A 25,123-nucleotide genomic window follows, 5' to 3' on the forward strand; every position below is an offset into this window, starting at 1 on the left:
CTGGTGGCCCGGGAAGGGCTGTTCAATGCCTTCCAGCATTCGAAGGCGACCCGCATCAGCGTTCACCTCAGCTACGGCGTGCCCCAGTTCTCATTGCGCATCGCGGACGACGGCGTGGGGGTTCCGCCCCAGTTGCAGGCTGATGGACAGCGCCCGGGTCATTGGGGGCTCAGCGGCATGCGGGATCGCGTCACGCGCGTGGGCGGCAGTTTCCAGTTGCGCAGCGCACCGGACGAAGGCACGGAGGTCCTGGTCAGCGTGCCGGCGGTTCATGCCTACCCTCGCGCCGGCGAGCGGCCGGCCTTCACGTCGCTTCAGCGCTGGATCAGGGCACTCCTGGGCCGTGTGACGCCGAAACCCGGCTGACGCCGACACCTCGCCGGGCCTGGACTTCAGTTCTGCGGACATCGCTTCGCATCGGCTGACGTCCGGCACGCCAGGCTCGCTAGGTTGGGAAGATGAGAGTCAATTCCCCCAACGGCGGACCGGGCGCCACCCCCGGCGCCGATGCCTGGTCGTCGTCCGTCGACAAGTCCTCGTCGACCGGCGGTGTGCGTTCGCCGGGCGCTTCCACCGACAACGCGGCCGGCGGCTTGCGGGAACGGCGTCCACCCACGGCGGCGGGCTCGCGCACCGCGGTCGCACCGCGTGGCGCCACGCTGCCGGGCATCAAGGCGATGATGCCGGCCGCGGCATCGCCCGAGCTCCATCCGGCGGCCCTGCGCGGCTCGCAGCTGCCGACCTTCGAGTCGAAGACCGCCGACCTGCCCGAGCAGCGCCTGAAGGCCAACGATGCGCTGCGCGACAAGCTCGACGCCGGCATGTTCCCGTACCAGCGCATCGCCAAGGGCAACTACCAGCCGAGCGATGCGCTGTCCTCCGCCGTGGCCGACAAGGTCTGGAGCGCCGCTGATCGTGCCGGCCAGCCGGGGCAGAAGGGCCTGCTCCCGTCGAACCAGGTCGAGCGGCCGACCGGCACGCTCGTCGACAACAAGAGCGGACTCGTCGTGTCCGTGCTGGTGAACCACAAGGACAAGGACATCGCCGCGGTCTTCGGCGGCACGACCTCGGGCCGCGTGGCTGGATCGCCGTTGCGGCTCGCGCTGGGCAATGCCGAGATGGCGGTGCCGCAATGGACCGCCAATGCGCGGACCGCGCTCGGCCTGCCGACGAAGAGCCACGACCAGGCGCAGCGCGTCGTCGGCGCGCTGAAGGAACTGCAGCAGACGCCGCAGTTCAGCAACCTGTCCGGGTACTCGGTGTCGACGATGGGGCACTCGAAAGGCGGCGGGGAAGCGGCGTCCTCGGGCATCGCCAACTACTCGATGGCCGCGCCGGTGACGGTCACCGGGCTGTCGTCGGCGCCGCTCAACGATTCGCAGCTGCGCAAGTACGCCAAGCTCGGGATCGACGTGGCCGATGCGGAGCAGCACATCAACGTCTACTCGGTGAAGCTGGACGTGGTGCCCAACCTCGGCCACCTGATGCGCGGCGTGGGCGCGACCGTCGTCGGGACGGAGCACTTCTTCTCAGGCGGTCTGGCCGATCCGCTGACGCGCCACGTGAAGAGCGATCAGCTCATCCGCGCGCAGCTGGCGCGGCAGGACGAAGCGATCCGCTGATCAGGCCCTCAGGGGGATGTTGATTATCAGATTTGGCATTTTCAGATCTGACCTGGGCCATCACGGCTCCAGGAAGTGAAGCGCCAAAAAATGGCCCGGCCACTCTCGTGGTCGGGCGCAATCGACTTTCGTCGACCCCGCTCAGGGAGGAAAAGCGGGGACGAGGACACCGCGAGGAAGCGGCATCAACGTGATACGAATTATGCATTTTTATCACTTCTGGTAAAGCAGGCAAAAGCACCAACGCGGCGTCAGCAAAACACCTACAGGCGCCGAGCGCGGCGCGAGCGTGCCGTCAAGCGCATGAATGCAGCGCCCAGACCCGCGATCACCAGTGCACCCGTGCCCGGCTCGGGCAGGTTGTTGCCGGGCCCGTCCGGGTCCACCGGCGACAACGCGAGGGTGCCGGCATACGTGGCGATGGCATCGCTGTTGATGCCGGACGCGATGATGGAATAGCTGCCCGGGCTGAGCAGCGGGGTGGCGAGTGTCCAGATCTCGAACGGGTCGCGAGTGAATTCCGCCGCCATCAGGTCGCCGAACGGTCCGCGCAGCAGCACGCTGGTGAAGTCAATGTCCTGGCTGCCGCCGACCGCGGACGACAGCATCAGCTTCACGGCCTGCGGATGGACGATCGAGAACGTGAAGACATTCGAGAACGCGCCGGCGTTGGGCGTGCTGACGAACCCGGCGCTGCCGGCGCTGAGATCCAGCGGACCGCCGTTGCCCGACGGGGACGCGCTGCTGCTGCCCGCCAGCGCGATGGTGCCGACGAAGGTCGCCGGGGCGGCGCTGTTCGTGCCGCTGGCCGTGAGCGTGTAGCTGCCGGGGGCCAGGGCGGCATTGCTGATGACGTGGCCGGAGAAGGGGTCGGGGCTGAACGCGGTGGCGTTGATCGGACCCGAGGGGCCGTTCAGCACGATGCTGGAGAAGTCGATGCGATGGTCGCCGTTGGCCACCGACGCCAGCAGGATGTTGACCGTGGTCGGCGAGACCAGCGAGAAGGTGTAGGACTCGGAAAAGCCGCCCGCGCCGGGCGTGCCGATGAATCCCCCGGTGCCGGAGGACAGATCGACGGGATCGGCGGCGGCCGGTGTACCGATGAGCCCGAGGACGGCGGCGGCAAGGGCGATGGCGGGAAGAGCACTCATGACGGGATCTCCTGGTTGCTCTTCGTTGAACGAGATCTCGGGCCGGAACGGGACACGGCGGTGGGGATGCCGGGTCGGTCGTAGGAGGGACACAGGCCTTCCCCTATCCTGTGTCGATCTCACCCGTCGCCATTCGTCGTGTCACGTGCGGCCACGAGCCGCGCCATCAACCGGAGAACCGCAATGAACTACGTGGATGGATATGTGATCGCCGTGCCGACCGCCAAGCGGGAGGCCTATCGCCAGCTGGCGCAGGACGTGTCGGCCGTGTTCAAGGACCATGGCGCGCTCAGCGTCGTCGAGTGCTGGGGCGACGACGTGCCGGAGGGCAAGGTGACGTCGTTCCCGATGGCCGTGCAGCGCAAGCCAGACGAGACGGTGGTCTTCTCGTGGATCGTCTGGCCGTCGCGCCAGGTGCGCGACGAAGGGATGAAGAAGTCGATGGAAGACCCGCGCATGGACCACGATCCGAAGAACATGCCCTTCGACGGGCAGCGCATGATCTTCGGCGGCTTCGAAGTCATCGTCGACGCCTGAACGGGGCGATCGTTCCCTGCGGTCGGGCCTCACCACGTCGGCCGCGTGGTCTGGCCGGATCCGCGCTCAACCCGGCGCCGGAATCGCCGATATTGAAGGAATGAACATCACCAACACCCCCAGCGTCGCCGCAGCAGTCAGCAATGCGTCCAGCAGCACGCCAGGCACGGTCGGCAATGCCGCCAGCCTGTTGGTGCTCCGCAAAGCCATGGATGTCCAGGAATCCGGCGCGGCCGCGCTGCTGGCGGCCCTGCCGCAGCCGCCCGCCCTGGCCACCGAGGGCAATCTCGGGCGCAACCTCAACACCTACGCCTGAGCCGGCCGCCGGTCTTCACAGACCGGGGCGGTCACTCCTGCCAGAACCAGCCGCGGTCACTTGCCCGCTGCTGCCGCTGCCGCGCGCAGCTTGTCCTTCTTGCTCGGCCGTCGGCCCTTGACGCCGCCGGTGGCGGCTTCAGGCGTGGCGACCTCGGTCGGTTCGAATCCCGCGATCCGCTCGCGTTCGACGCGACGTCCCTGGCGCTTCTCGATCAGGCGGAAGTGCGATTCCGTCGCCGCGCTGATGAAGCTCACCGCCAGGCCGCTCGCGCCGGCGCGCGCCGTGCGGCCGATGCGGTGCGTGTAGTCGTCCGCGGCCCGCGGCAGGTCGTAGTTCACCACCACCGGCAGCCGCGCGATGTCGATGCCGCGCGCGCCCAGGTCGGTGGCGACCAGCACGCGGATCCGGCCCGCCTTGAAGTCGGCCAGCGTGCGCGTGCGCGCGCCCTGGCTCGCGTCGCCGTGGAAGGCCGCGGCCTCGAGGCCGTTGCGGCGCAGCTTGTCGGCCACGTGGTCGCAGGCATACCGCGTCGCGACGAAGACCAGGACCCGCGTCCACTGGCCTTGCTCGATCATGTGGCGCAGCAGCGGCGTGCGCTTCGCCGCGTCGACCTCGACCGCGTGTTCCTCGATCTGGCCTTCGGTCGCCGGCTCGCCGGTGACCTCGATCCGCACCGGGTCGTGCAGCAACTGGTCGGCCAGCGCCTGCACCGCTGCCGGGAAGGTGGCGGAGAACAGCAGGTTCTGCCGGCGCTTGGGCAGCAGCGCCAGCACCCGCGACAGTTCGTCGGCGAAGCCGGCATCGAGCAGCCGATCGGCCTCGTCCAGCACCAGGCACTCGACATCGGAGAGCCTGAGCGCGTTCTTCTCGATGATGTCCAGCAGCCGTCCCGGCGTCGCGACGACGACGTCCGCGCCGCCGCGCAGCGCCATCATCTGCGGATTGATCGACACGCCGCCGTAGAGCACCGAGACCTTCAGCGGCTCGTCGAGGAAACGTCCGGCCTGGATCACCGTCTCGCCGACCTGGGCGGCGAGCTCGCGCGTGGGCACCAGCACCAGTGCCTGCGTCCGGCGCAGCGCGGGCCGCACGCGGGCGTCGATGCGATGCAGCATCGGGAAGACGAAGGCCGCCGTCTTGCCCGAGCCGGTCGCCGCGGAGCCCAGCAGGTCGCGGCCTTCGATGATCGGCGGCATCGCGGCCGCCTGGATGGGCGTCGGGATTTCAAAGCCGAGTTCGTCGGCAGCGCGCACGAGGCGCGGTGACAGGCCCAGCGCGGCGAAGCTGTCCGGGACCGAGCGCTCTTCGGCGCTCACAGCAGACGCACCTTCACCGACTTGCCCTTGACCTTGCCGGCGTTGAGCTTGCGCAGCGCCTGGTCGGCGATGCCGCGTTCGACGGCGACGTAGGTCGAGAACTCGTTGACGTTGATCTTGCCGATCTGCGCGCTCTCGAAACCGAGGTCCTTGGTCAGCGCGCCCAGCACGTCGCCCGGACGGATCTTCTCCTTGCGGCCGCCCAGGATCTGCAGCGTGACCATCGGCGGATGCAGCGGCTCGGCGCCGGGCCCGGTGGTGAGCTCGGTCAGCGGATGCCAGGGCGTGACGCTGCCCTGCATCTGGTCGATGCGGCCGACGCGCCCCATTTCATCGAGGCTCGCGAGGCTGAAGGCCCAGCCCTCCTCATCGGCGCGGCCGGTGCGGCCGACGCGGTGCACATGCACCTCGGGGTCAGGCGTGATGTCGACGTTGATGACCGCCTCGAGCTGCGCGATGTCCAGCCCGCGTGCCGCCACGTCGGTGGCCACCAGCACGCTGCAGCTGCGGTTGGCGAATTGCACCAGCACCTGGTCGCGGTCGCGCTGGTCCAGGTCGCCGTGCAGTTCCAGCGCGACGAGGCCTTCGGCCTGCAGCACGGCGACGAGATCGCGGCACTGCTGCTTGGTGTTGCAGAACGCCAGCGTGCTGGCGGGGCGGAAGTGGTTGAGCAGCAGGCCGACGGCGTGCAGGCGCTCGTTCTCCTTGACCTCGTAGAAGCGCTGGCGGATCTTGCCGGCCGCGTGCTTCTCCTTGAGCGTCACCTCCTGCGGCGCGCGCATGAACCGCGTCGCGATGGACTTCACGCCGTCCGGATAGGTGGCGGAGAACAGCAGCGTCTGGCGCGTCTTCGGGCAGTTGGCGATCACCTGCGCGATGTCCTCGGCGAAGCCCATGTCCAGCATGCGGTCGGCCTCGTCGAGCACCAGCGTGTTCAGCGCCTCCAGCGTCAGCGTCTCGCGCTGCAGGTGGTCCAGGATGCGACCCGGCGTGCCGACGACGATGTGCGCGCCGTGGGACAGGCTGGCCAGCTGGTTGCGGATCGGCGCGCCGCCGCACAGCGTCAGGATCTTGATGTTGTCCTCGGCGCGCGCCAGGCGGCGGATCTCCTGCGTGACCTGCTCGGCGAGCTCGCGCGTCGGACACAGCACCAGCGCCTGCACGGCGAAGCGGCGCGGATTCAGGTTGGTCAGCAGCGGCAGCGAGAACGCGGCGGTCTTGCCGCTGCCCGTCTTGGCCTGCGCGATCAGGTCCTTGCCGGCCAGCGCCAGCGGCAGGCTGGCGGCCTGGATCGGCGTCATCGAGAGGTAGCCGAGCTGCTGCAGGTTCGCCCGCATCGCGGGCGGCAGGGGCAGGGTGTCGAAGGAGGTGGCGCTAGGCGCCGCCGGCGGCTGCGAGGCAGCAGGTGCCGCGGCAGCGGCGCCGGTGGGATCGGTGCGGGTCATGCACGATTGTCGCCCAGCGGGTGTGCCATGAAGAAACACAGCATCTGGTCGCTGGCATCGGGGCCCAGCCAGTCGGTGTAGGAGCCGCTCTGGTCGCCGCCGGACCAGCCGTGTCCGCCGCCCTCGATCAGCCAGAGTTCGGCGTGCACGCGCCCCTTCGGGGTCACGTGCGTGCGGCGGGTGTAGGCCCGCGTGCCTTCCCGGCCGTTCTCGATGCGCTGGACACCGGCCACGCCGGAGGTGGCATCGGCGTAGACCTGCTCGCCGTTGAGCGGGTGGACCGTCATGTCGCGTGTGCCGTGGAAGACGATGGTCGGCGTGGGCCCGTCCGCTTTGCCCGTCGCCTCGATCGACGCGTCGGTCGTCGCACCGTCCGCGGGCAACCGCGTGGGCTGTCCGCTGCGCATCATCGCCATCGCACCGTTCGCGTCGTCGACGGCGCCATGCGGCAGGCCGGAATGCACGCCGACGGCGGCGAAGAGTTCGGGATAGGCGCGCCCGAGGATGACCGCCATCGCACCGCCCGCCGAGAGGCCCGCGATGTAGACGCGGCTCGCATCGACGCGGTGGGTGGCCATGATCTCGCGCGTCAGGCCGGCGATCAGCGCGGGTTCGCCGCGGCCGCGCTCCTGGTGGTTGCTCTTGAACCAGTTCCAGCAGCCTTGCGGATTGGCCTGCGTCGACTGCGCCGGGTAGAGCACCAGCCAGCCGTTGCGATGCGCCATCTCGTTCATGCGGGTGCCGACGGCGAAGTCGTCGGGCGTCTGTCCGCAGCCATGCAGCATCACCAGCAACGGACGCGGTTCGTCGCTGTCGCCCGGCGGGACGTAGAGCTGATAGTCGATGGAAGCGCGGCCTTGCACGGAAGTGCTGCGGAGGAACGGGTCTGCGAGCGTGCCGCTCTGGGTGTCGAGCGGGAGGTCGATGAGCATTCGAAGGCCGATGGCGCCGAGGACGCGTATGTCAGTGCGCCGATTGAAGCACGGATCCCGGATCGGCTTCATGAATGTTTGCGAGACCCCTCCGTCCTCCCTCCCATCGCTCCTTTCCCCTCTGGCGGCTCCGGACGCTCAGCCGAAGACCGGTTGCACCAGCGCCACAACCTGCGCCGGATCGGCGACGCCGCTGGCCGGCATGCCGCGGGCCGACTGGACCCGCGCCAGCGATTTCGAGGACTGGTCGCCGAACACGCCGTCGGCCTTCACCGGCTCCCCGGCGTCGGAGAGCGCCAGCTGCAACAGGCGCACGTCCAGGCCGCGCGTCAACGGCGAGGTGACCGCCACGGGCCGCGTGCCGGGCGTCGGGCCGGCATAGCATCCGGGCGGCGGCTCGGACAGCGTCGCGGTGGAGATCTCCAGCCCGCGCACGACCAGCGGCAACGCCAGGCCCCAGCGGTCCTGGTCGATCAGGCGCTGGAAGGCGTCCATGCGATAGACGGTGGCCCGCAGGTCGTCGCGCGTGCTGGTGGCCAGCCAGTTCAGGCGACGCTTGACGTAGGCCTGGATCCAGCCGCGTTCGCCCAGCTTCTGGAGGCTGCCGTCCTTCTCGGTCGTCTCGTCCCGCAGCCGGTCCCAGGACCCGTGCACGCGGCTGTCGTAGACGACCGCGACCGAGAGCGGCAAGGTCAGGCCCAGCCTGCGGGCCGCGTCGACGGCCGGCGTCCAGAAGCGGGTGTCGAAGAACACGTCCTGCGTCTCGCGCATGACCAGGTCGTCGCCGCAGGCGCGCAGCACGTTGGCGAACGTCGCATCCGTGTCGAGGGAGAGATCCAGCGCCGCCGTGCGCGGCAGGTAGGGGGCGAGGCGTTTCGCGAACCGCGCGCCGGGGTTGGTCGCGTACAGGGCGAGCAGGTCGTGCAGCAGCCCGGAGCCGAGCGTGGTCTGCGAGCGGCCGTAGGTCAGGTGTCCGCTGTCGCCGGGGATCAGCGTGACCTGGTCGTAGCGGCCGAGCACGGCGCTGGTCTCGAAGATGTTGACGATGGCCTTGGCGGTCTGCGACTGGGTGGCGGTCAGCACCGGCGAACCCGCTGCCGCCGGATCCGCGCCCGCTCTGGCACCTGCGCCCGTGCCCGCGCCGGCCTCGGTGGCCGCGATCGCCTTCGCGGCGAGCCCCGCGGACAGCACACCCATCGTGCCGAGGCCGGCGATGCCCTTCGCGCTGCCGGGGTAGGTGGCCTCGAGGGTGAACAGGTCGTTCCCCTGCGCGATCACCTGCACGGTGGCGCCTCGCTGCTCGAAGGAACTGCGGATCTCGTCCACCTCGGACGAGGGCACGTCGGTGATGCGTTCGATGTGGGCCATGGCGGGTTCCTCAGAGTCCCAGTGCGCTCACGGCTTCGCGGCGCTGGGCCGCGTACTCCGCGCTCTTGATGAATTGGGTCGTGGAGATGGGTTCGCCGCCGACGGTCAATCCCTTGGCGGCGATGAAGGCCACGAGCCGCTTCTCGTTGATCTCGTTCATCCGTCCGCCGGGATTGACGAAGGCGTTCAGCTTGGCGGATGCGTCGTCCGTGCCGAAGCTCGTCGTGTTCACCGCGATCGTGGAGTTGGTGACGACCGGGGGCTGGCCCTTCGCGGGATCGCCGGGCCGGGTCTCGGGCTGGGTCCGCCGCACGGCGAGGTTGACCTCGGACTCGATGCTGGCGGGCACGCACAGCAGCGCGTAGCCGCGCAGCGCGGTCATCGCGGCGGGGCGGTCCTTGTAGCCGGCGCCGAGGTTGGCGCGGTACTGCGACTGCTGCGCCTTCACCAGCGTGCGCACCGAGGACGGCTCCAGCTCGTAGAGCAGGTTGCTCGCGACGTTGTCGATGGTCGAGCTCGCGAGGCCGAAGAGGATGGCCACGATCGCGACCTCCTTGGCCGCCTTGCCCAGGGCGGCCTGGACGCCGGCGGTGGCGCCGCCGAGCAGGCCGGTCTGCGTGACCGCGGTCTTGCGGTCGCGGTCCAGCCGGTACAGCGCGTGCAGGTAGGACTCGCACCGCACGTCGGCGTAGTCCATGCCCGCGCGGATGACCATGTCCCAGCTGACGTCGTCGGTGGCTCTGAACCGGAGATCCTCGGTCGTGGGCTGGTTCGCGAGCCCCGAGGTCGATGGCGGCTTCGACGCCTTGACGAGCTGGACGATCAGCGCGTCCTGGGCCTCGCGGAAGGGGGTGGCGTCCGCGGCGGGCAGGTCCGAGCCGGGACCGTTGGCGGCGAGGCTGCTGCGGTCATAGGCGGCGCAGCCGGACAAGGCGCTCAGCGCGACGAGGAGCCACGCGCCGACGCGTGACCTCATTGTTTGAGATATCACGATCCCCTCCCATCCCTGGCGCAGGCGGTGCCCGCTGCATTGGTTGTAGAAGGCGCAATGGCCGGTCGCATCCTCCATCTGGAGGGGAGCGTCGGATCGCGTGAGCCCTGTTCAAGGGTCCTCGGCGCGGCTTCCGGGATCGCGGTCCCGGTCATAACGCCGGCTGAACGGGAACGGCGGCAGCCACGCCTCGCGGCGGACGGTCCAGAGCTCGTAGGTCGGCATCAGCTGGTCGGGCGCATCCAGCGCGCCGAGATGGACCTCGACCTCGTCGCCGGTGCGGGAGAACACGGACGATCCGCAGCGGGGACAGAAGTGACGGCCGCGGAACTCGTGGCTGTCGCCGCGGACGGTGACCGCGTCCTGCGGAAAGATCGCGGACGCGTGGAAGAGCGCGCCGTGATGCTTGCGGCAGTCGAGGCAGTGACAGAGGCCGACCCGGTAGGGACGGCCGGTCGCGACGAGGCGGAGGTCGCCGCACAGGCAGCCGCCGGTGAATCGGTCCATGGGGATCTCCGCTCGCCCGAGCACGGGATGCCCGAATCTACCGCGGGCGATCGGTTGCCGCCATCGGTGCTCAAGGGAGATCCAGCGTCCAGCCCAGCTGTCCGACCTGGACGGAAACGATCGGTTTACCGGCGAGGAGGCCCGCGCATAGACTGGCCTTCACCCTATCGAAGCGAACGATCCTCCCGATGCCCTCTTCTTCCGAACACACGCCGGGCGATGCCTCGCCGGCTGCCGCACCCATGCGGGCCCAGGCGCCTCTCGGCGTCAACCACCTGGTGTTGACGGTCTCCGACATCGAGGCCTCGCACCGCTTCTACACGGAGCTGCTCGGCTTCTCGCACACGGCGACCTCGTCCGGGCAGCGTGCCGACGGCCTGCCGCCGATGCGCTTCTACAGCGGCCGGCGCGACGGGCAGCTCACGCACCACGACCTCGCGCTCTACCAGCTGTCCTCGCTCAGCCAGGCGCCGGGCCAGCGCCTGGATCACCTCGCCATCGACTATCCCGACGAGGCGAGCTGGCGCAGCCAGATCGCCTTCCTGCAGTCCCGGGGCGTCCCGCTGCACCGGATGATCGAGCGCGGCGCGACCTGGAGCATCCATGTCGAGGACCCGGACGGGCTGGAGATCGAGCTCGTCTTCGACCGCCCGCGCGATCAGTGGGCCCACGACATCCCGGCGGCGATCAACCGCCGCAAGCACCACGAGACGTGGTGACCGGCGGACGCGCCACGACGCCGGTCATGGGCAAGGTCCCGCTGCATTTCCTCCCCACCTTCGTCGCCATCGCCGAACACGGCAGCGTGCGGGCCGCGGCGCGCGCGCTGCCTCTCACGCACAGCGCGATCAGCCAGCAGTTGCTGGAGCTGGAGATGCGTCTCGGCTTCCAGGTCTTCGACCGGCGCGCGGGACGGCTGGTGCTCAACGCGGCGGGCGAGGTGCTACTGCACAGCACCCGCCAGGCGCTCGCCGGCATCGACGAGGGCGTGCATCGCGCCGCCGGCATGGCCCGGCAGACGGCCACCACCTTGAAGCTGACGATGCCCGTGGCCTTCGCCCAGCGATGGTTCCTGCCGCGCCTGGGCCGCTGGTACGAGCGTCATCCGGACATCCTGGTCGAGGTCGACGCTTCGCCCCAGATGCGGGATCTCCAGCACGAGGGCTTCCATGCGGCGATCCGGTCGAGCGGCACGCCGCGCAAGGGCCTGGCTCATGAGCCGCTCTACGACGCGCGCTGCCGGATGTTCGCCGTCGCCGCGCCCGCGGTCGCGGCGCGCCTGAGTAGCGCAACGCCCGAGGCCTTGAACGATGAGCGCCTGCTCGGCGCGCGCGAGGAGTGGCGCCTGTGGTTCGAGGCCGCCGGCGTCGCGATGAGCGCGGAAGCGGTGCCTGCCTTCAACAGCCTGACGCTGTTGCTGAACGCGGCGGAGCAGGGGCTCGGCATCGGACTGGCGCGCGAGTTCCTGGTCGTCGACGCGCTCCGGCGCGGCACGCTGCGCCCGCTGTTCGGCGTGACCTGCCTGCGCGGCGATGTCGCGCCGTATGCCCTGGTGCATCGGTCCTCGGGACCGCATGGACCGGCGCTCGCCGCCTTGCGCGACTGGCTGGCCGAGGAGGCCGCGAGCTCGCTGGCCGCGATCGACGAGGAAGCGGGCGGCGCGGATTCGCCTTCTGCGGCGCGCGCATGAAGCTTGAAGACCTGGGCGCAGATGATCCACGAGAACTGGGCGAGGCTCAGTTTTTCCGAGGCTCCACCAACGCCTTGAGCGTCGTCAGATCACGCGCCACATGCGCCGCGTCGTTCTCGAAGGCCTCGTCGGTCACGTCGGGCATGCGCAGCAGCACGAAGGCCACGACGCAACCGTCGCCCGACGGCGTGACGCGCATCGCGTTGTGGAAGCGCTGGCCATCGGGCAGCGTCACGTCGTGATCGAGCACGCGGAACGCATTGCGCGGTGCCAGCTCGACGCGGATGCGGCCCATCGGTGATTCGGCGAACCAGCCGTCCGCTTCCTGCCGGATGCCGGTGGCGAGCCCCGAGGCCCACAGCGGCAGCCGATCCGGCGCACAGGCGAAGTCATAGACCGCGTCGGCGTCGACATTGATCGTCTCGGAGATCACGCGGGCGGGGTGGGTGGTCATGGCAATCTCCTGTCGAGGATGAACTGGGAGGGTGGCAGGGCGGACAACGGTCCATGGTTTCCCTTCGAAGGGAGCAAGGCAAGTGCCACCCCCATGCCTCATGTCTCATGTCTCATGCGCCATGCCGGCAAGCCGCACAATGACTGTTTGGCATCTCCAAACAATCCGGCGACATGGATCGATTCGACGCGTTGCAGGCCTTCGCCCGGGTGGTGGAGGCGGGCAGCTTCACCAAGGCGGCGCAGACGCTGCACATGAGCAAGACCACCGTGACGCAGCTCGTGCAGCAGCTGGAGGCGCGGCTGCGCGTCAAGCTGCTGCATCGGACGACGCGGCAGGTCCGCGTGACGCCGGACGGTGCCGCCTACTACGAGCGTGTCGTGCGCGTGCTCGCCGAGCTCGACGACGCGGACACGGCGTTGTCGGACGCGACCAGCACGCCGCGCGGACGGCTGCGAGTCGACGTGCCGAGCCCGTTCGCGCGCATGGTGCTGATGCCGGCGCTGCCGGACTTCCATGCGCGGCATCCGGAGATCCAGCTCGACATGGGCGTCAGCGACCGGATCGTCGACGTGATCGGCGACAACGTCGATGCGGTGCTGCGTGGCGGCGAGGTCACCGTGCCGTCGCTGATCGCGCGGCGGGTCGGTGATCTGCAGCTCGGCGTGTTCGCCTCGCCTGGCTATCTCGCGGCAGCGGGGACTCCTGCGCATCCGCGCGAGATCGAGGAGCCCCATCACCGCATCGTCGGTTTCCTGCGCGCCAGCAAGGGTACGGTCATGTCCATCGAGATGCGGCGCGGGGACGAGGCGATCGAGGTCCGAGGCCGGTATGTCGTCGCTGCCGACGACGGCAACGCCTATCTGGCGGCGGGACTCGCGGGCATGGGCGTGCTCTGGCTGCCGCGCTACATGGCCGACCCGCACGCGGCGCGCGGCGAGCTCGTGCCGCTGTTCGCCGACTGGGCGATGGATCCGATGCCGATGTACCTCGCCTATCCCCCCAACCGCCATGTCAGCGCGAAGCTGCGTGTATTCATGGACTGGATCGAGACGCTGATGGCCCGCCACGCGCCGCTCGCACGCTGACCGCACTGCGCAGGGGAGGCCGGGGCGACCCCAGGTCCGCGCGCGGAGCGGCCATGGCAACATCCCGCATCCTCACGCTGCGACCTCGCTCATGATTGTTTCGCGCCGCCCGCTCGCCCTCGGCATCACCGCCGTCTCGGTCCTGCTGTCCGCCTGCGCGGGACCGGCTCACGACACGCTCGCATTCAAGGGTGTCGTCTACTCGACCGAGAAGATGGAGGGCTCCCGCGGCATGATGACGATGCCGGCCAAGGGCGTGTTGATGGAGGTCGGCGGCAGCGGCCCGATCAACGCCTACCGGCTCAAGCTTGACGACGACAGCGTCTATACCGTCCGCACGACCACGAGCTTCAAGGTCGGCGACTGTGTCGCCGTCTACATGAGCGCCCAACGTGCGGAACAGAACGGCGGCTTCCTCTTCGCCAAGGACACGACCATCGTGCCGTCGACGGGCTGCAAGGCCAGCATCGAGTGAAGGCGGCAACGCCGTGATCTCCCCCGAGGTCACGGTCGTCCCCGCCCGGATTCGTCACGACGCCGCGGTGGCCGATCCCGAGCCCGCGCCCCGGCGGCTCTCGATCCACGCGTCGACGACCTGTTCCAGCACCGTCAACGGCACGTCGCCGGTCAGCAGCACGACGTTGTGGAACTGCTTGATCTCGAAGCGTTCGCCCAGCTGCTGGCGCGCCTTCTCGCGCAGCGCCTCGATGCGCAACCGGCCCAGCATGTAGGCGCAGGCCTGGCCCGGCCAGGTGACGTAGCGGTCGACCTCCTGCGGCGTGATGCCGTAGTCGATCGCCTGCTGGCGCGTCCACTTCATCGCGTGCAGGCCGGTGTCGACGACCAGGCGGCGTGCGCGGAACAGCGCGCCGTACAGCTGGCCGAGGTGTCCCACCGGATCGCCGTCGTACCAGCCGTTCTCCACGGCGAGTTGCTCCGCATAGAGTGCCCAGCCCTCCACATAGGCCGAGCCGGCCGCGAACGCCTGGCGGCGGCGGAAGTAGGGCAGGTCCGTCGCCTCCATCTGGATCGCGAGCTGGAAGTGGTGGCCCGGGATCGCCTCGTGGTGGACCAGCGTCCGCATGTCGGCGATCTCGTAGGTCGGCCCCGCCAGCGGCGCCCAGAACACCCCCGGCTGCGAGCCATCCGGCGCCGGCGTCGTGTAGTGCGCGGAGGCGGTGGTCTCCGTCAGCGCGGGCTCGCGGCGGACCTCGACCGGCGCCTTCGGCGTCACGTCGAAGATCAGGCGGGCGCGGGCCTCGGCATCGCGCAGGTAGGCGGTGTAGCGATCCAGCAGCTGGACCTGCGGCGCAGCATCGGTGGGCTGGCGATCCGCGTCCATCTTGCGGAAACGCTGCTCGATCGTGCCGTCCGCGTAGCCGAGCTGCCGCAGCAGGCCGTCCATCTCGCCTTCGATGCGGGCGACCTGCTTCAGGCCGATGGCGTGGATCTCGGTCGGTGTGAGCTCGGTCGTCGTGTTGGCGCGCAGTCGCGCAGCATAGAACCTGTCGCCGTCGGGCAGGCGCCAGACGCCGGCGTCGTCGGTCGTCAGCGGCAGTTGCGCGCGCATCAGCGCGAGGCCGCGTTTCCACGCCGGGACGATCGACTTCGCGACGATGGCTTCGGCCTGCGTGCGGGCGCGCCGGCGGGCGGCATCGCTCATGTCGGACAGGCCGGCCATGCGCTCGGTCAGCGAGATCACCAGCGGGTTCGCCGCCGGCGGTGCGGCCACGAGCGTCTCGATCTGGCCGATGGTTGTCGCGGTGATGAAGCGCGGCATCAGCACGCCCTTGGCCTGCGCCGCGCGAGCCCGCACGATGCCCTGGTCCATCAAGGCGGGCAGTCCGGCCATCCGGGTCAGGTAGCTGCGCACGTCGCGCGCATGGCGCATCGGGTGCTCCTGGACGAGGAAGCTGATCGGCCCGACATGCACGCCACCCATGTGTTCGAAGACGTAGTGGTGATCGAGGAACGCCGCCTCGGCCACGTCCTGCTGCAGGGCCCACGCGATGAGCGCGGCGGAGGTGCGCTGCGTCGGCGTCAGCGCCTCGCGCGGGAACCGGTCGAGCTCGGCCAGCGCCTGACGGTCGCGGGCGAGCTCGGCCAGCGCCGTGGCCCGCGAGAGGTCGTCCCATTGGCCGTCGAGCCGGTCCTGCAAGGGGCCTTCGAAGTACTGCATGCTGGTTGCATGCTCGGGCTGGCTCCTCATGCGCTCGGCGGCGACGCGCTCGGCCCAGGCGTCGAAGTCGGCCGCTCGGAGCGTGGTTGTCGCGGTCGCCGCGACGGCGACGTTCAGGACAGGCGCCGTACTCACCCAGCCGGCCACGCCGGCAGCAAGCAGGGTCCGGCGACGCAAGGGCGGCGCGCGATGGGTTCGGGTCGTTGTCGTCATGTGCTCTCCCGGGTCGACGTGGCGTCGATTGGAACGGGAGGCAGGGTACCTGGCTATTCGTCACTCCCGGACGAGCGGGAGGGGCGGGAAGGGGTCACTCGCCGCTGAACTCGTAGTCGGCGAACTCGGCGTGGCTCCACTTGATCAGCACCTTGAGCCTGGCGCCGGCCGCGGGCAGCGCCGACCGGTCGAACTGGCAGAACACGCTGACGTTGCCGTCCTCGCCGAAGAGGCTGAGCTTGCTGCCCTCGCCGCAGGCGAACGGCTGTCCGTCGAGCTCCGGCGCGATGCTGGCCGAGGTGTCGTCATGCCCGCCGGTGAACATCGCGCGGAAGCTGAAACGCTTGGGCGTCGCGCCGGCGGGGAGGGTGCAGGTGATCTCGCGCCAGTCCATCATGCGGTCGGTCTCGACGCAGACGGCGGCCTTGAGCGAGGTGCCGGGTGTTGCGGCGGCGGGCGTCTGGGCCTGCGCAGAGGTGTCGACGTTCGCCGAGATGGCGCAGATGGCGAGCAGCAGGGCGAACGTTCGCATGTCGAGCCTCGGTGCGTGAAAGCGGACCATCTTCGCGACGCTGTGTGACAAGGCAACACGCGAACCTTGATCGTTGTCATACGGCAATCTTGCGGCGGGGTTCGCGGCGGCCCCTTCGGGGGCCGTCTGTCTTTGTGGCGATCGACGACGAATCAGCCGCTCAGACGAACTGCGCCGCCGCGTTCGCCGACGCCCAAGCCCACTGGAAGTTGAAGCCGCCCAGGTGGCCGGTGACGTCGAGCACCTCGCCGATGAAGTACAGCCCCGGCGACTTCAGCGACTCCATCGTCTTGGACGACACCTCCTTGGTGTCGACGCCGCCCAGCGTGACCTCCGCCGTGCGGTAGCCCTCGGTGCCGGCGGGCACGACCTGCCACGCGGACAGGCGCTCGGCGATCTGCTCCAGCTCCGCATGCGCGTACTGCTTGATGGGCTTGGACACGAACCACTGCTCGCCGATCAGCGTCGCCATCTTCTTCGTGAACAGCTCCGCCAACAGCGTCTTGAGCTCCGCATTGGGCCGGTCGTTGCGCTGCTGCGCGAGCCAGTCCGGCACGTCGAGGTCGGGCAGCAGGTTGATCTCCACCGCCTGGCCGGGCAGCCAGTACGACGAGATCTGCAGGATCGCCGGGCCGCTCAGGCCGCGGTGCGTGAACAGGATGTTCTCGCGGAAGCTCTTGCCGTTGCAGCTCACGAGGCAGTCGACCGAGGTCCCGCTGAGTTCGTTGCACAGGTCCTTGAGCTGGTCCGTGATGGTGAACGGCACCAGCCCGGCGCGCGTCGGCAGCAGCGTGTGGCCGAACTGCTTCGCGACCTGGTAGCCGAAGCCGGTCGCGCCCATCGTCGGGATCGACAACCCGCCGGTGGCGATCACCAGCGACTGGCAGCGCATCGGTCCCGCGGTGGTCGCGAGCGCGTAGCCCGTCTCCGTCTTCTCGATCGTCTCGACGGTGGTATCCAGCATCGGCGTCACGCCGACCTCGGCGCACTCGGCGAGCAGCATGCGCAGGATGTCGATGGACTTGTTGTCGCAGAACAGCTGGCCGAGCTTCTTCTCGTGGTGCGGGATCTGATGCTTGTTGACCAGCGCGATGAAGTCCCACTGCGTGTAGCGCGCGAGCGCCGACTTGCAGAAGTGCTTGTTCTCCGAGAGGAAGTTGGCCGGCTCGGTGTACAGGTTGGTGAAGTTGCAGTTGCCGCCGCCGGACATGAGGATCTTCTTGCCGGCCTTGTTGGCGTGGTCCACGAGCAGCACGCGGCGGCCGCGTTTGCCGGCGAGCGCGGCGCACATCAGCCCCGCGGCGCCCGCGCCAATGATCACGACATCGGTGTCCTGCACGTCCACAACTGCTTCCCTTCGACCCTTCGAGGCCTGCTTGAACCCGCTTCGCGTCGAGCGGAACGCTGCGGGCGATGGGCGCGGGACTTTAACGCATGAGGTCCATTCGGATCGCGCCTGTCGGATACTTCGGTCGCCGCGACTTCCCACCCGAGCCCGCTGATGCAGCGTCCGTTTCCCATCCCGTCACCGATCGATGACTCCTCTGCCGAGGCCGCGGAGGGCGCGAACTCCGCACTCACCTTCGTGCTGCTGCGCGAGGCCAGGTTGCCCGACGCACAGACTGTTCAGACACGACTCGAAAGGCGCCTCGATGGACGCCTCGAGATCGACAGCCTTGCGTCGGGGGAGCGCTCGGAGGACGGCGTCATCCTCTTCAGAATCGGCGGGGGCACCGCTGCGGTCGGATTGATAGACGCCCCATTACCGGAGGGTGAGATCGACGACCTGTGCGCCGCGGCCTGGTTCTGGGAGAGTGCGCGGGTCGAGACGGACAGGCATCGCGCTCACCTGGCGGTGACCGTGATGGGAAGCTCGCTGGATCGCCTCGACGTTTCGCTTCTGCTGACTGACCTGGTCGCGGCGGTGATGGAGGACAACGACAACGCGATCGCGAGCTATTGGCGCGCTGCGCTGCGTCCTCGCGACATGTTCCTGGAGGCGAGTGAAAGTGCCAGTCGCACCGTTCCACCCGTGTGGCTCTGGGTGGACTTCCGCTTCTCCCAGAGCGACATGGGCGTGTCCCTTTCCACCGACGGACTGCGCGCCTACGGCCTGCGGGAGTTGGAGGTGAGAGACGCGAAGCAGCCACCAATGGAAGTCTTTGATCTGTTCGCCGATACCGCGGCCTACCTGATCGCCTCAGGTCCGGTGATCGAGGACGGCCACACGATCGGCGCTTCGCCGGAACTGGGGATCGTCGTCCATCACGACAAGTCGTACTGGGAAGACGGCGCGAACGTGTATCGCGTGGTGTGGACGAAGTGATGCTCAAGGTAGCCGAGATCTTCCAGTGCTTCGATCAAGGCACCCTACGGTGCCTCGCCAAGCCGCAGCCGCAGGCATGCGATCAGAACGCGTGGCGGATCCCCATGCCCAAGCCCGTCTGCGAGCCGCCCGCCACAGGCGTGCTGCCCGCCGCCGCGGCCGCGTTGCTGACGCCGAGCGCGAGCGTGCCGTCGTTGTCGATGCGGCCCGCGGTCGCGTAGATCGATGTGCGCTTGGACAGGAAGTAGGTTCCGCGCACGGCCCACAAGGTCGCCTCGTTGGCGCTGTTCGTGTAGTCGAGCTTGAACACCTGCGCATCGAAGCCCCAGCTCGGGGTCAGCGACCAGGTCGCGCCGGCGTACCAGAGCTTGCTCTTCGGCGTGAGGACGCTGGCCTCGTTGCGGCGCGCGATCAGGCCCGTCGCGAACTTCCAGTCGCCGGTCTTGAACCAGCCCGCCACCGTGCTGCGGCGGTCCTTCATCGCGCTGCTGGTCAGGCCTGCGAAGGCGCCGGCGCCGCCGCGGATCTCGTCGACCGCCGCCGCGAGGCCCCACACCGGCGTGTCGTACTTGACCATCGCCGACCACTGCCGGCAGGCGTTCTTGTCGGCCGCGTTCTCGCCCGCGCAGTTGGTGCCGGACGGGCTCGGACCTGCGTTGATGGCGTCGCGGCCGGGGCTCCACGTGGCGCCGACGGTGAAGCCGCTGAACTGGCCGCGGTACGCGATCGCGTTGTCCACGCGCGCATTCGGCAGGTAGCTGTCCAGCGAGCCCGATCCGAACATCGCGGGGCCGAGGATGTCCGCGTCCGTCTGCGACCAGAACAGCATCGAGTACTGCCGCCCGAGGCTGATCGTGCCCCAGCCACCCTGCAGGCCCACGTAGGCCTGCCGGCCCCAGGCGCGGCCGCCCTGGTTCAGCGTGCCGCTGTCGGCGCCGATGCCCATCTCCAGCGTGAACACCGCCTTGAGCCCGTCGCCCAGATCCTCGGTGCCGCGGAAGCCCAGCCGCGACGGCGCATAACCGCCGCTCAGGCCCGGCATCCGCGTGAGGCTCGCGCCGGACGCGCCGACCTTGTCCAGGTACTCGACCGGTACGTCGAGCAGCCCGTAGATCTGCACGTTGCCCGCAGTCTGCGCCTGCGCGGTCCCGCAGAGCGTGCCCGCCGCCAACGCCGCCGCGGCGGTCGTCGCCGCCGTTCCGGCGGCAACCCTGGTGGCCAACGCCGTCCTCGCCGCACGGGCGATCGTTCTTGTCGTCATCGCTTGTCTCCTCGTTGCTCTTGTCGATCCGGTCGCACCCGGCACCCGGAGCGACGCGAAACCGGCGCGACTCTAGGCAGCGGGTCGCGCCTCGGATAGATGGCGCGAACGAGGAGGCGATAACCGTCCGTTATCGCTGGCTATCATCCGCCCGCATGAAGCTCACGAACTTGCGGGCGCTCGTCGCCGCGGTGGAGGAAGGCAGCCTGCGATCGGCGGCGCGGCGCGTGGGCGTGTCGCAGCCGGCGCTGACGAAGATGATCCGGGAGCTGGAGCGCGAGCTCGCCACGACGCTGCTGCTGCGCTCGACGACCGGCGTGCTGGCGACGGCGCAGGGCATGGTGCTGTATGAGCGCGCCCTGGCCGCGGACCGCGAGCTCTCCCACGCCCGCGAGCAGATCCAGCAGCTGAGCGGCCGCATGACGGGCTCGCTGACGATCGGCGCGGTGCCGCTGGCGGTGATGCTGCTGGTGCCCGAGGCGTTGCGCACCTTCGGCGCCGAGTTCCCCGATATCCAGCTGCGCATCGTCGAGGAGCTCTACATCGCGCAGCTCACGCGTGTGCGCAAGGGCGAGGTCGACATCGCGCTCGGTCCGTTGCCCGAGCCTCTGCCGCGCGGCGAATGCACCGTCGAGACGTTGATGCCGATCGACATGGTGGTCGTCGTGCGCAAGGGCAATGCGCTGGCGCGCTCGAAGCAGCTCGCGGAGCTGGCCGAGGCGCGCTGGGTCTACACCGGCGCGACCGAAGCGACGGGGCTGGCGCGCACGCTGTTCGAGACGAACGGGCTGCCTGCGCCGCCCGCTGGGGCAGTGGTCAATTCAACGCTGGGGTTGCTGTCCGTGATCGCGAGCGGCAACTGCGTCGGCCTGCTGCCCCGGCAGATCGCCGCGCATCCGTTCGCCGCGCAGTTCCTGCAGGTGGTGCCCGTGAAGGAAGCGCCGCTGCGCCTCACGCTCGGTGCGATGGCGCGCAACGATGCGGCCGTGAAGCCGGCGGTGCGGCACTTCATGGCGCATCTGCATCGCGCGGCGTACGTCATCACGCACGGTCGCGCTTGACGCTTCAGCGCTGCCGCCGCCGCTGGCCCTCACCCCCACCCTCTCCCGCAAGCGGGAGAGGGAGTCCGACCGGCCCCGCTCGCAGCGATGGCTCCTCTTTCCCCCTCCCGCTTGCGCGAGCCATCCGTTCAGCTCGGTGCACTCTCGCTCCCTCTCCCGCTTGCGGGAGAGGGCGGGGGTGAGGGCTGCGGTCGCGGCATTACGGCACTGCCCGCCATGCCGGATCTGAATAGCAGCTAGTCCAGGCCATAACTTGGACGACGAGCCGCGTCTCTCCACAATCCGCCGGAGTCGACCCGGGCAGGGCAGCGCCATGCCACGGTCGTTCCCAGCGAACCAGAGAGCCTCATGATCATCGACGTCCACGGCCACTACACCACCGCTCCCGCCGCGCTCGGCGCCTGGCGCGACCTGCAGATCGCCGGTCTGAAGGACCCGTCGCGGGCGCCCAAGGCCAGCGACCTGAAGATCTCCGACGACGAGTTGCGCGAGTCGATCGAGACCAACCAGCTCAAGAAGATGAAGGAGCGCGGCTCCGACCTGACGATCTTCAGCCCGCGCGCCAGCTTCATGGCACACCACATCGGCGACTTCCAGACCTCGGCGACCTGGGCCGCGATCTGCAACGAACTCTGCGCGCGCGTCGCGGAGCTGTTCCCGGAACACTTCGTCGGCGCGGCGATGCTCCCGCAGAGCCCGGGCGTCGATCCGGCGAGTTGCATCCCGGAGCTGGAGAAGTGCGTCAACGAGTACGGCTTCGTCGGCATCAACCTCAACCCTGATCCCTCCGGCGGCCACTGGACCAGCCCGCCGCTGACCGACCGCCATTGGTACCCGCTCTACGAGAAGATGGTCGAGCTGGACATCCCCGCGATGATCCACGTCAGCACCAGCTGCAACGCCTGCTTCCACACCACCGGCGCGCATTACCTGAACGCGGACACCACCGCCTTCATGCAGTGCCTCACCGGCGACCTGTTCAAGGACTTCCCGACGCTGAAGTTCCTGATCCCGCACGGCGGCGGCGCGGTGCCGTACCACTGGGGCCGCTTCCGCGGATTGGCGCAGGAGCTCAAGAAGCCGCTGCTCGACGAACATCTGCTGAACAACCTCTTCTTCGACACCTGCGTCTATCACCAGCCGGGCATCGACCTGCTGACGAAGGTGATCCCGGTGAAGAACGTGCTGTTCGCGTCCGAGATGATCGGCGCGGTGCGCGGCATCGATCCCGAGACCGGGCATTACTTCGACGACACCAAGCGCTACATCGCCGCCACGCCCCACCTCGACGACGAGGAACGCCACCTGGTCTACGAGGGCAACGCGCGGCGCGTGTTCCCGCGGCTGGACGCGCGGTTGAAGGCGCAGGGCCGCTGAGCGTCGAGGCGTGCAGCGGCGCGAAGTCGCCACCGCCGCAGCGACTGTCGATCGCGCCACGCATAGGGATTCGCGCTGACGCCGCACGCCGGTGCTGCGACACTCCTGGGCACGCTTTCTGCTTCGTGCCCGGGATGAGCGCCACACCTGACGACCCCACACCGCCCGCTTCCCCGATCGTTGCCGAGCCGCTCGCCGACCTGGCGATCCGCTCCCACACGGCCTTCGAGGACGCGCAGGCGATCTTCACCGGGACGCTGTTCGTGTCACTGGCGCTGATCCTGTTCGCCCAGGTCGGGCTGCTGACCGGCGGCACGGCCGGCGCGGCCTTCGTGCTGCACTACGCGACCGGCATCAGCCTGGGCAAGCTGTTCTTCGTCATCAACCTGCCGTTCTACTGGTTCGCCTGGACGCGCATGGGCCGCGAGTTCACGATCAAGACCTTCGTCTCGATCGCGCTGCTGTCGGTGCTGACCGAGTTCTCGCCCCAGCTCTTCGCCATCGACCGCATCCACCCGGCCTACGCCGCGGTCCTCGGCGGCGCGCTGCTGGGCTCGGGCTGCCTGTTCCTGGCGCGGCATCGCGCCAGCCTCGGCGGCGCGACCATCGTCTCGCTCTACCTGCAGAAGGCCAAGGGCTGGCGCGCCGGCAAGGTGCAGATGGCGATGGACTGCGCGATCGTGCTGCTCGCGCTCACCGTCGTCGACGTGGAGCGGGTGGCGTACTCGGTGCTCGCGGCCGTCGTGATGAATCTCTTCATCGCCGTCAACCACAAGCCCGGCCGCTACGCGGTGCTGTGAGGGAAGAACTTCACCGCCACGGCGATCAGCAGGATCAGGCCGATCCAGAACTCGCCCCAGCCGGTGCTGCGCGTCTTGATGCGCAGCGCCAGGTGGGCCAGGCCGCCGAAGAACACCAGCCATGACGCGATCATGAGCGCGGCCAGCGCCATGACGCCGAACTGCCGGGCATAGAGCCCCCAGTTCAGCGGGGCCGTGACGGGCGTCGACGGCGCCGCCGACATGGCCGCCGAGCGCCGTGCGGCGTTCTCCGCCGAGCGATTCGACTGCTCCTGACGGCGCTGCTCGTACTGGTCCGGCTTGGGCGCCGCGCCGTCGCGCCGTTCGGTGCGGGCCGCGTTGATGCGCTCCTGGCGCGCCGCCTTGATCTGGCCGGCGGTCTGCTGCAGCACCGGCTCGGGCCGGTCCGCCGGCTGCCACCAGGCGCCGCGTGCGAGCGTCGGTGCTTCGCCCTCCGCCGCCTTCTTGCGGAACAGCGCGCCGAAGGCCGAGCGCTTCTTCGCTGAGCCGCCCGGCAAGGCCAGCGCCTGCTTCAGCAGCGGCGCGCCTTGCTGCCGGTCGACCATCGCGACGAAGCGTCCGTAGCCGACCAGCACCTCGCGCGTCGCCGGATGGCCGTGCCAGGTCGCCGCCTCCAGGCCGTCGCGTGTCGCCTTGTGCAGCGCGGCGCGCAGCTTGCGGCGTTCCTCGCGGGACACCGAAGGCTTCTCGTTGACGACGACGCCGGTGACCTCCTGGCGCGAGCCTGCGCGCATCACGCGCTGCTTGTCCGGATGCGGCGTGAAGCCTTCGTCCTCGAGCACATGCCGGGCCTGCCGCAGCAGCGTGCCGACCTTGGCCGCGCCCTCGCCGGAGGCGGAGAAGGTCAGGTCGTCCGCATACCGCGTGTAGGTGAAGCCCAGCTTGTCCGCCAGCCCCTGCAGCCGCCGGTCCATCTTGCGGCACAGCACGTTGGTCAGCATCGGGCTGGTCGGCGCGCCCTGCGGCAGCACGCGATCACGGCCCTTGCCGCCGACGAAGAAACGTTCGCCGTCCACCTCCAGCTCGTCGCAGGGGTTCTCGCTGCAGAGCAGCGCGAGCATGGTCGCGACGCGCTCGTCGTAGCCCAGGCCGCGGAACACGCCCTTGATGCGCGGGAAGGTGATGGTCGGGAAGAAGTCCTGGATGTCGAGGTTGATCACCACATCGCGGCCGGTGTGCGGCGCGGCGTTGGAGACGATCCCGCGTCCCGGCAGGAAGCCATGCGCCGCCGCGTGGCAGGGCACCTTCGCCAGCAGCTGGTCCAGCACCCAGTACTGCGCGCGCTTGAGACGCGGCATCGGCGCGGAGATGGTCCGCTGGCCGCCGGTCTTCTTCGGCAGCAGGAAGCGGCGGTAGTGGGTGGTGCGTGCCACCTCGCGGTGGAAGCACAGGAACTTGAGTTCGGGCAGCGTCAGGCCCATCTCGCCGGCGAGGTCCAGCGGCGTCGCTAGCGCGGGCAGGCCGTCGAGCAGCGGACGTGCGGACCCGTGGGCGCCGCCGGTCGCAGGAGACACGGCGGGCGCACCGGCCGCCGGCGCCTGCAGGCCGCCGGAAACGCCGGCCCCCAGATAGCCGGCATCCGTCTTGCGTGCGGCGTGCCAGCGCAGCGCACGCTCATGGCGGCGCTGCTCGCGGGCTTGCGCGGTCGCCTCGCGGCGTGCGCGCGACTCCGCCATGCGCTGCTCGCGCATGGCCTTCATCGCGGCTTCGGGATCGCTGTGGGTGCGCAGGGTGGCCTGCACCTCGTCGAGCGCGCGCGTGAGTTCGATCTCGCGCTCGATCAATGCGGATTCGATGCTGGGCTTGCCGTCGCCGGCGGGCCAGAAGCCCAGGCGCTGCATCTCTTCGAGCACGACGGCATCCTTGGAGGACGCGCGGATGCGCTCGATGATCTCGGCGCGGGTCAGGACACGGTCGCTCATGCGGCGCCTCC

At 69.4% G+C, this 25,123-nt stretch carries 25 protein-coding genes; 12 read left to right on the forward strand and 13 right to left on the reverse strand.

Annotated features, from left to right (window positions below):
• Nucleotides 1-3: 3 nt before the first annotated feature.
• Together ACQ859_RS05980 and ACQ859_RS05985 are read left to right on the forward strand one after the other, a co-directional pair.
• Nucleotides 4-366, forward strand: coding sequence for an ATP-binding protein (locus ACQ859_RS05980; RefSeq protein ID WP_431266471.1), 363 nt, complete (start codon nucleotides 4-6; stop codon nucleotides 364-366).
• A gap of 92 nt (nucleotides 367-458) precedes the next feature.
• Nucleotides 459-1,622 carry a hypothetical protein gene (locus tag ACQ859_RS05985; protein ID WP_431264991.1) on the forward strand — a complete coding sequence of 388 codons (1,164 nt, stop codon included), beginning with the start codon at nucleotides 459-461 and terminating at the stop codon, nucleotides 1,620-1,622.
• 263 nt (nucleotides 1,623-1,885) lie between these two features.
• Here the strand turns inward: ACQ859_RS05985 and ACQ859_RS05990 are convergent, their stop codons facing one another.
• Nucleotides 1,886-2,773 carry an FxDxF family PEP-CTERM protein gene (locus ACQ859_RS05990; protein WP_431264992.1) on the reverse strand — a complete coding sequence of 296 codons (888 nt, stop codon included), beginning with the start codon at nucleotides 2,771-2,773 and terminating at the stop codon, nucleotides 1,886-1,888.
• 183 nt (nucleotides 2,774-2,956) lie between these two features.
• On the opposite strand from ACQ859_RS05990, the gene ACQ859_RS05995 reads away from it, so the two are divergent.
• Together ACQ859_RS05995 and ACQ859_RS06000 are read left to right on the forward strand one after the other, a co-directional pair.
• Nucleotides 2,957-3,310 carry a DUF1428 domain-containing protein gene (locus ACQ859_RS05995; protein ID WP_431264993.1) on the forward strand — a complete coding sequence of 118 codons (354 nt, stop codon included), beginning with the start codon at nucleotides 2,957-2,959 and terminating at the stop codon, nucleotides 3,308-3,310.
• Between the two features lie 100 nt (nucleotides 3,311-3,410).
• Nucleotides 3,411-3,626, forward strand: a complete 216-nt coding sequence (locus ACQ859_RS06000) for a putative motility protein (protein WP_431264994.1) — start codon at nucleotides 3,411-3,413, stop codon at nucleotides 3,624-3,626.
• Nucleotides 3,627-3,682: 56 nt separating this feature from the next.
• Here the strand turns inward: ACQ859_RS06000 and ACQ859_RS06005 are convergent, their stop codons facing one another.
• From ACQ859_RS06005 to ACQ859_RS06030, 6 genes are all read right to left on the reverse strand, one after another.
• A complete protein-coding gene (locus ACQ859_RS06005) occupies nucleotides 3,683-4,945 on the reverse strand; it encodes a DEAD/DEAH box helicase (protein ID WP_431264995.1) in 1,263 nt (420 codons plus the stop codon).
• Nucleotides 4,942-6,282 carry an ATP-dependent RNA helicase DbpA gene (gene dbpA, locus ACQ859_RS06010; protein ID WP_431266472.1) on the reverse strand — a complete coding sequence of 447 codons (1,341 nt, stop codon included), beginning with the start codon at nucleotides 6,280-6,282 and terminating at the stop codon, nucleotides 4,942-4,944. The genes ACQ859_RS06005 and dbpA overlap by 4 nt, the downstream gene beginning before the upstream one ends.
• Nucleotides 6,283-6,386: 104 nt before the next feature.
• A complete protein-coding gene (locus ACQ859_RS06015) occupies nucleotides 6,387-7,322 on the reverse strand; it encodes an extracellular catalytic domain type 1 short-chain-length polyhydroxyalkanoate depolymerase (protein ID WP_431264996.1) in 936 nt (311 codons plus the stop codon).
• A gap of 138 nt (nucleotides 7,323-7,460) precedes the next feature.
• The gene (locus ACQ859_RS06020) at nucleotides 7,461-8,690 is read right to left on the reverse strand and encodes a chitosanase (protein ID WP_431264997.1); all 1,230 of its coding nucleotides are present in this window, start codon (nucleotides 8,688-8,690) and stop codon (nucleotides 7,461-7,463) included.
• A gap of 10 nt (nucleotides 8,691-8,700) precedes the next feature.
• Nucleotides 8,701-9,666 carry a hypothetical protein gene (locus ACQ859_RS06025; RefSeq protein ID WP_431264998.1) on the reverse strand — a complete coding sequence of 322 codons (966 nt, stop codon included), beginning with the start codon at nucleotides 9,664-9,666 and terminating at the stop codon, nucleotides 8,701-8,703.
• A gap of 126 nt (nucleotides 9,667-9,792) precedes the next feature.
• Nucleotides 9,793-10,188 (reverse strand): GFA family protein, encoded by a 396-nt coding sequence (locus ACQ859_RS06030; protein WP_431264999.1) that lies wholly within the window; start codon nucleotides 10,186-10,188, stop codon nucleotides 9,793-9,795.
• A 188-nt stretch (nucleotides 10,189-10,376) separates the two neighbouring features.
• On the opposite strand from ACQ859_RS06030, the gene ACQ859_RS06035 reads away from it, so the two are divergent.
• The gene (locus tag ACQ859_RS06035; protein ID WP_431265000.1) at nucleotides 10,377-10,907 is read left to right on the forward strand and encodes a VOC family protein; all 531 of its coding nucleotides are present in this window, start codon (nucleotides 10,377-10,379) and stop codon (nucleotides 10,905-10,907) included.
• Nucleotides 10,904-11,878: a LysR family transcriptional regulator gene (locus tag ACQ859_RS06040; RefSeq protein ID WP_431265001.1), complete on the forward strand. Its 975-nt coding sequence runs from the start codon at nucleotides 10,904-10,906 to the stop codon at nucleotides 11,876-11,878. The genes ACQ859_RS06035 and ACQ859_RS06040 overlap by 4 nt, the downstream gene beginning before the upstream one ends.
• Before the next feature lie 46 nt (nucleotides 11,879-11,924).
• Here the strand turns inward: ACQ859_RS06040 and ACQ859_RS06045 are convergent, their stop codons facing one another.
• On the reverse strand, nucleotides 11,925-12,332 hold the full coding sequence (locus ACQ859_RS06045) for an SRPBCC family protein (protein ID WP_431265002.1): 408 nt from the start codon (nucleotides 12,330-12,332) through the stop codon (nucleotides 11,925-11,927).
• A 173-nt stretch (nucleotides 12,333-12,505) separates the two neighbouring features.
• Here ACQ859_RS06045 and ACQ859_RS06050 point away from each other — a divergent pair, with 173 nt between their 5' ends.
• Nucleotides 12,506-13,420: a LysR substrate-binding domain-containing protein gene (locus ACQ859_RS06050; protein WP_431265003.1), complete on the forward strand. Its 915-nt coding sequence runs from the start codon at nucleotides 12,506-12,508 to the stop codon at nucleotides 13,418-13,420.
• A gap of 91 nt (nucleotides 13,421-13,511) precedes the next feature.
• Nucleotides 13,512-13,895, forward strand: a complete 384-nt coding sequence (locus ACQ859_RS06055; RefSeq protein WP_431265004.1) for a hypothetical protein — start codon at nucleotides 13,512-13,514, stop codon at nucleotides 13,893-13,895.
• A 54-nt stretch (nucleotides 13,896-13,949) separates the two neighbouring features.
• On the opposite strand, the gene ACQ859_RS06060 is transcribed toward ACQ859_RS06055, so the two are convergent.
• From ACQ859_RS06060 to ACQ859_RS06070, 3 genes are all read right to left on the reverse strand, one after another.
• Nucleotides 13,950-15,812, reverse strand: a complete 1,863-nt coding sequence (locus ACQ859_RS06060; protein WP_431265005.1) for a DUF885 domain-containing protein — start codon at nucleotides 15,810-15,812, stop codon at nucleotides 13,950-13,952.
• Between the two features lie 94 nt (nucleotides 15,813-15,906).
• On the reverse strand, nucleotides 15,907-16,344 hold the full coding sequence (locus ACQ859_RS06065; protein ID WP_431265006.1) for a hypothetical protein: 438 nt from the start codon (nucleotides 16,342-16,344) through the stop codon (nucleotides 15,907-15,909).
• A gap of 160 nt (nucleotides 16,345-16,504) precedes the next feature.
• On the reverse strand, nucleotides 16,505-17,683 hold the full coding sequence (locus ACQ859_RS06070) for an NAD(P)/FAD-dependent oxidoreductase (RefSeq protein ID WP_431265007.1): 1,179 nt from the start codon (nucleotides 17,681-17,683) through the stop codon (nucleotides 16,505-16,507).
• A gap of 162 nt (nucleotides 17,684-17,845) precedes the next feature.
• Here ACQ859_RS06070 and ACQ859_RS06075 point away from each other — a divergent pair, with 162 nt between their 5' ends.
• Nucleotides 17,846-18,670 (forward strand): DUF4261 domain-containing protein, encoded by an 825-nt coding sequence (locus ACQ859_RS06075; protein ID WP_431265008.1) that lies wholly within the window; start codon nucleotides 17,846-17,848, stop codon nucleotides 18,668-18,670.
• Nucleotides 18,671-18,752: 82 nt separating this feature from the next.
• Here the strand turns inward: ACQ859_RS06075 and ACQ859_RS06080 are convergent, their stop codons facing one another.
• A complete protein-coding gene (locus ACQ859_RS06080) occupies nucleotides 18,753-19,931 on the reverse strand; it encodes a porin (RefSeq protein WP_431265009.1) in 1,179 nt (392 codons plus the stop codon).
• Nucleotides 19,932-20,086: 155 nt separating this feature from the next.
• Here ACQ859_RS06080 and ACQ859_RS06085 point away from each other — a divergent pair, with 155 nt between their 5' ends.
• The 3 genes from ACQ859_RS06085 (at nucleotide 20,087) to ACQ859_RS06095 (ending at nucleotide 23,169) form a co-directional block, all read left to right on the forward strand.
• Nucleotides 20,087-20,992: a LysR family transcriptional regulator gene (locus ACQ859_RS06085; RefSeq protein WP_431265010.1), complete on the forward strand. Its 906-nt coding sequence runs from the start codon at nucleotides 20,087-20,089 to the stop codon at nucleotides 20,990-20,992.
• A gap of 348 nt (nucleotides 20,993-21,340) precedes the next feature.
• The gene (locus tag ACQ859_RS06090; protein ID WP_431265011.1) at nucleotides 21,341-22,369 is read left to right on the forward strand and encodes an amidohydrolase family protein; all 1,029 of its coding nucleotides are present in this window, start codon (nucleotides 21,341-21,343) and stop codon (nucleotides 22,367-22,369) included.
• A 134-nt stretch (nucleotides 22,370-22,503) separates the two neighbouring features.
• A complete protein-coding gene (locus ACQ859_RS06095) occupies nucleotides 22,504-23,169 on the forward strand; it encodes a YitT family protein (protein ID WP_431265012.1) in 666 nt (221 codons plus the stop codon).
• Here ACQ859_RS06095 and ACQ859_RS06100 read toward each other — a convergent pair.
• Entirely contained in the window at nucleotides 23,154-25,112 is a 1,959-nt protein-coding gene (locus ACQ859_RS06100) for a reverse transcriptase family protein (RefSeq protein WP_431265013.1), read from the reverse strand. The two genes, ACQ859_RS06095 and ACQ859_RS06100, sit on opposite strands and share 16 nt — an antisense overlap.
• Between the last annotated feature and the right edge of the window lie 11 nt (nucleotides 25,113-25,123).

The organism is Roseateles chitinivorans (genome assembly GCF_050632235.1).
GTDB lineage: Bacteria > Pseudomonadota > Gammaproteobacteria > Burkholderiales > Burkholderiaceae_C > Roseateles > Roseateles chitinivorans_A.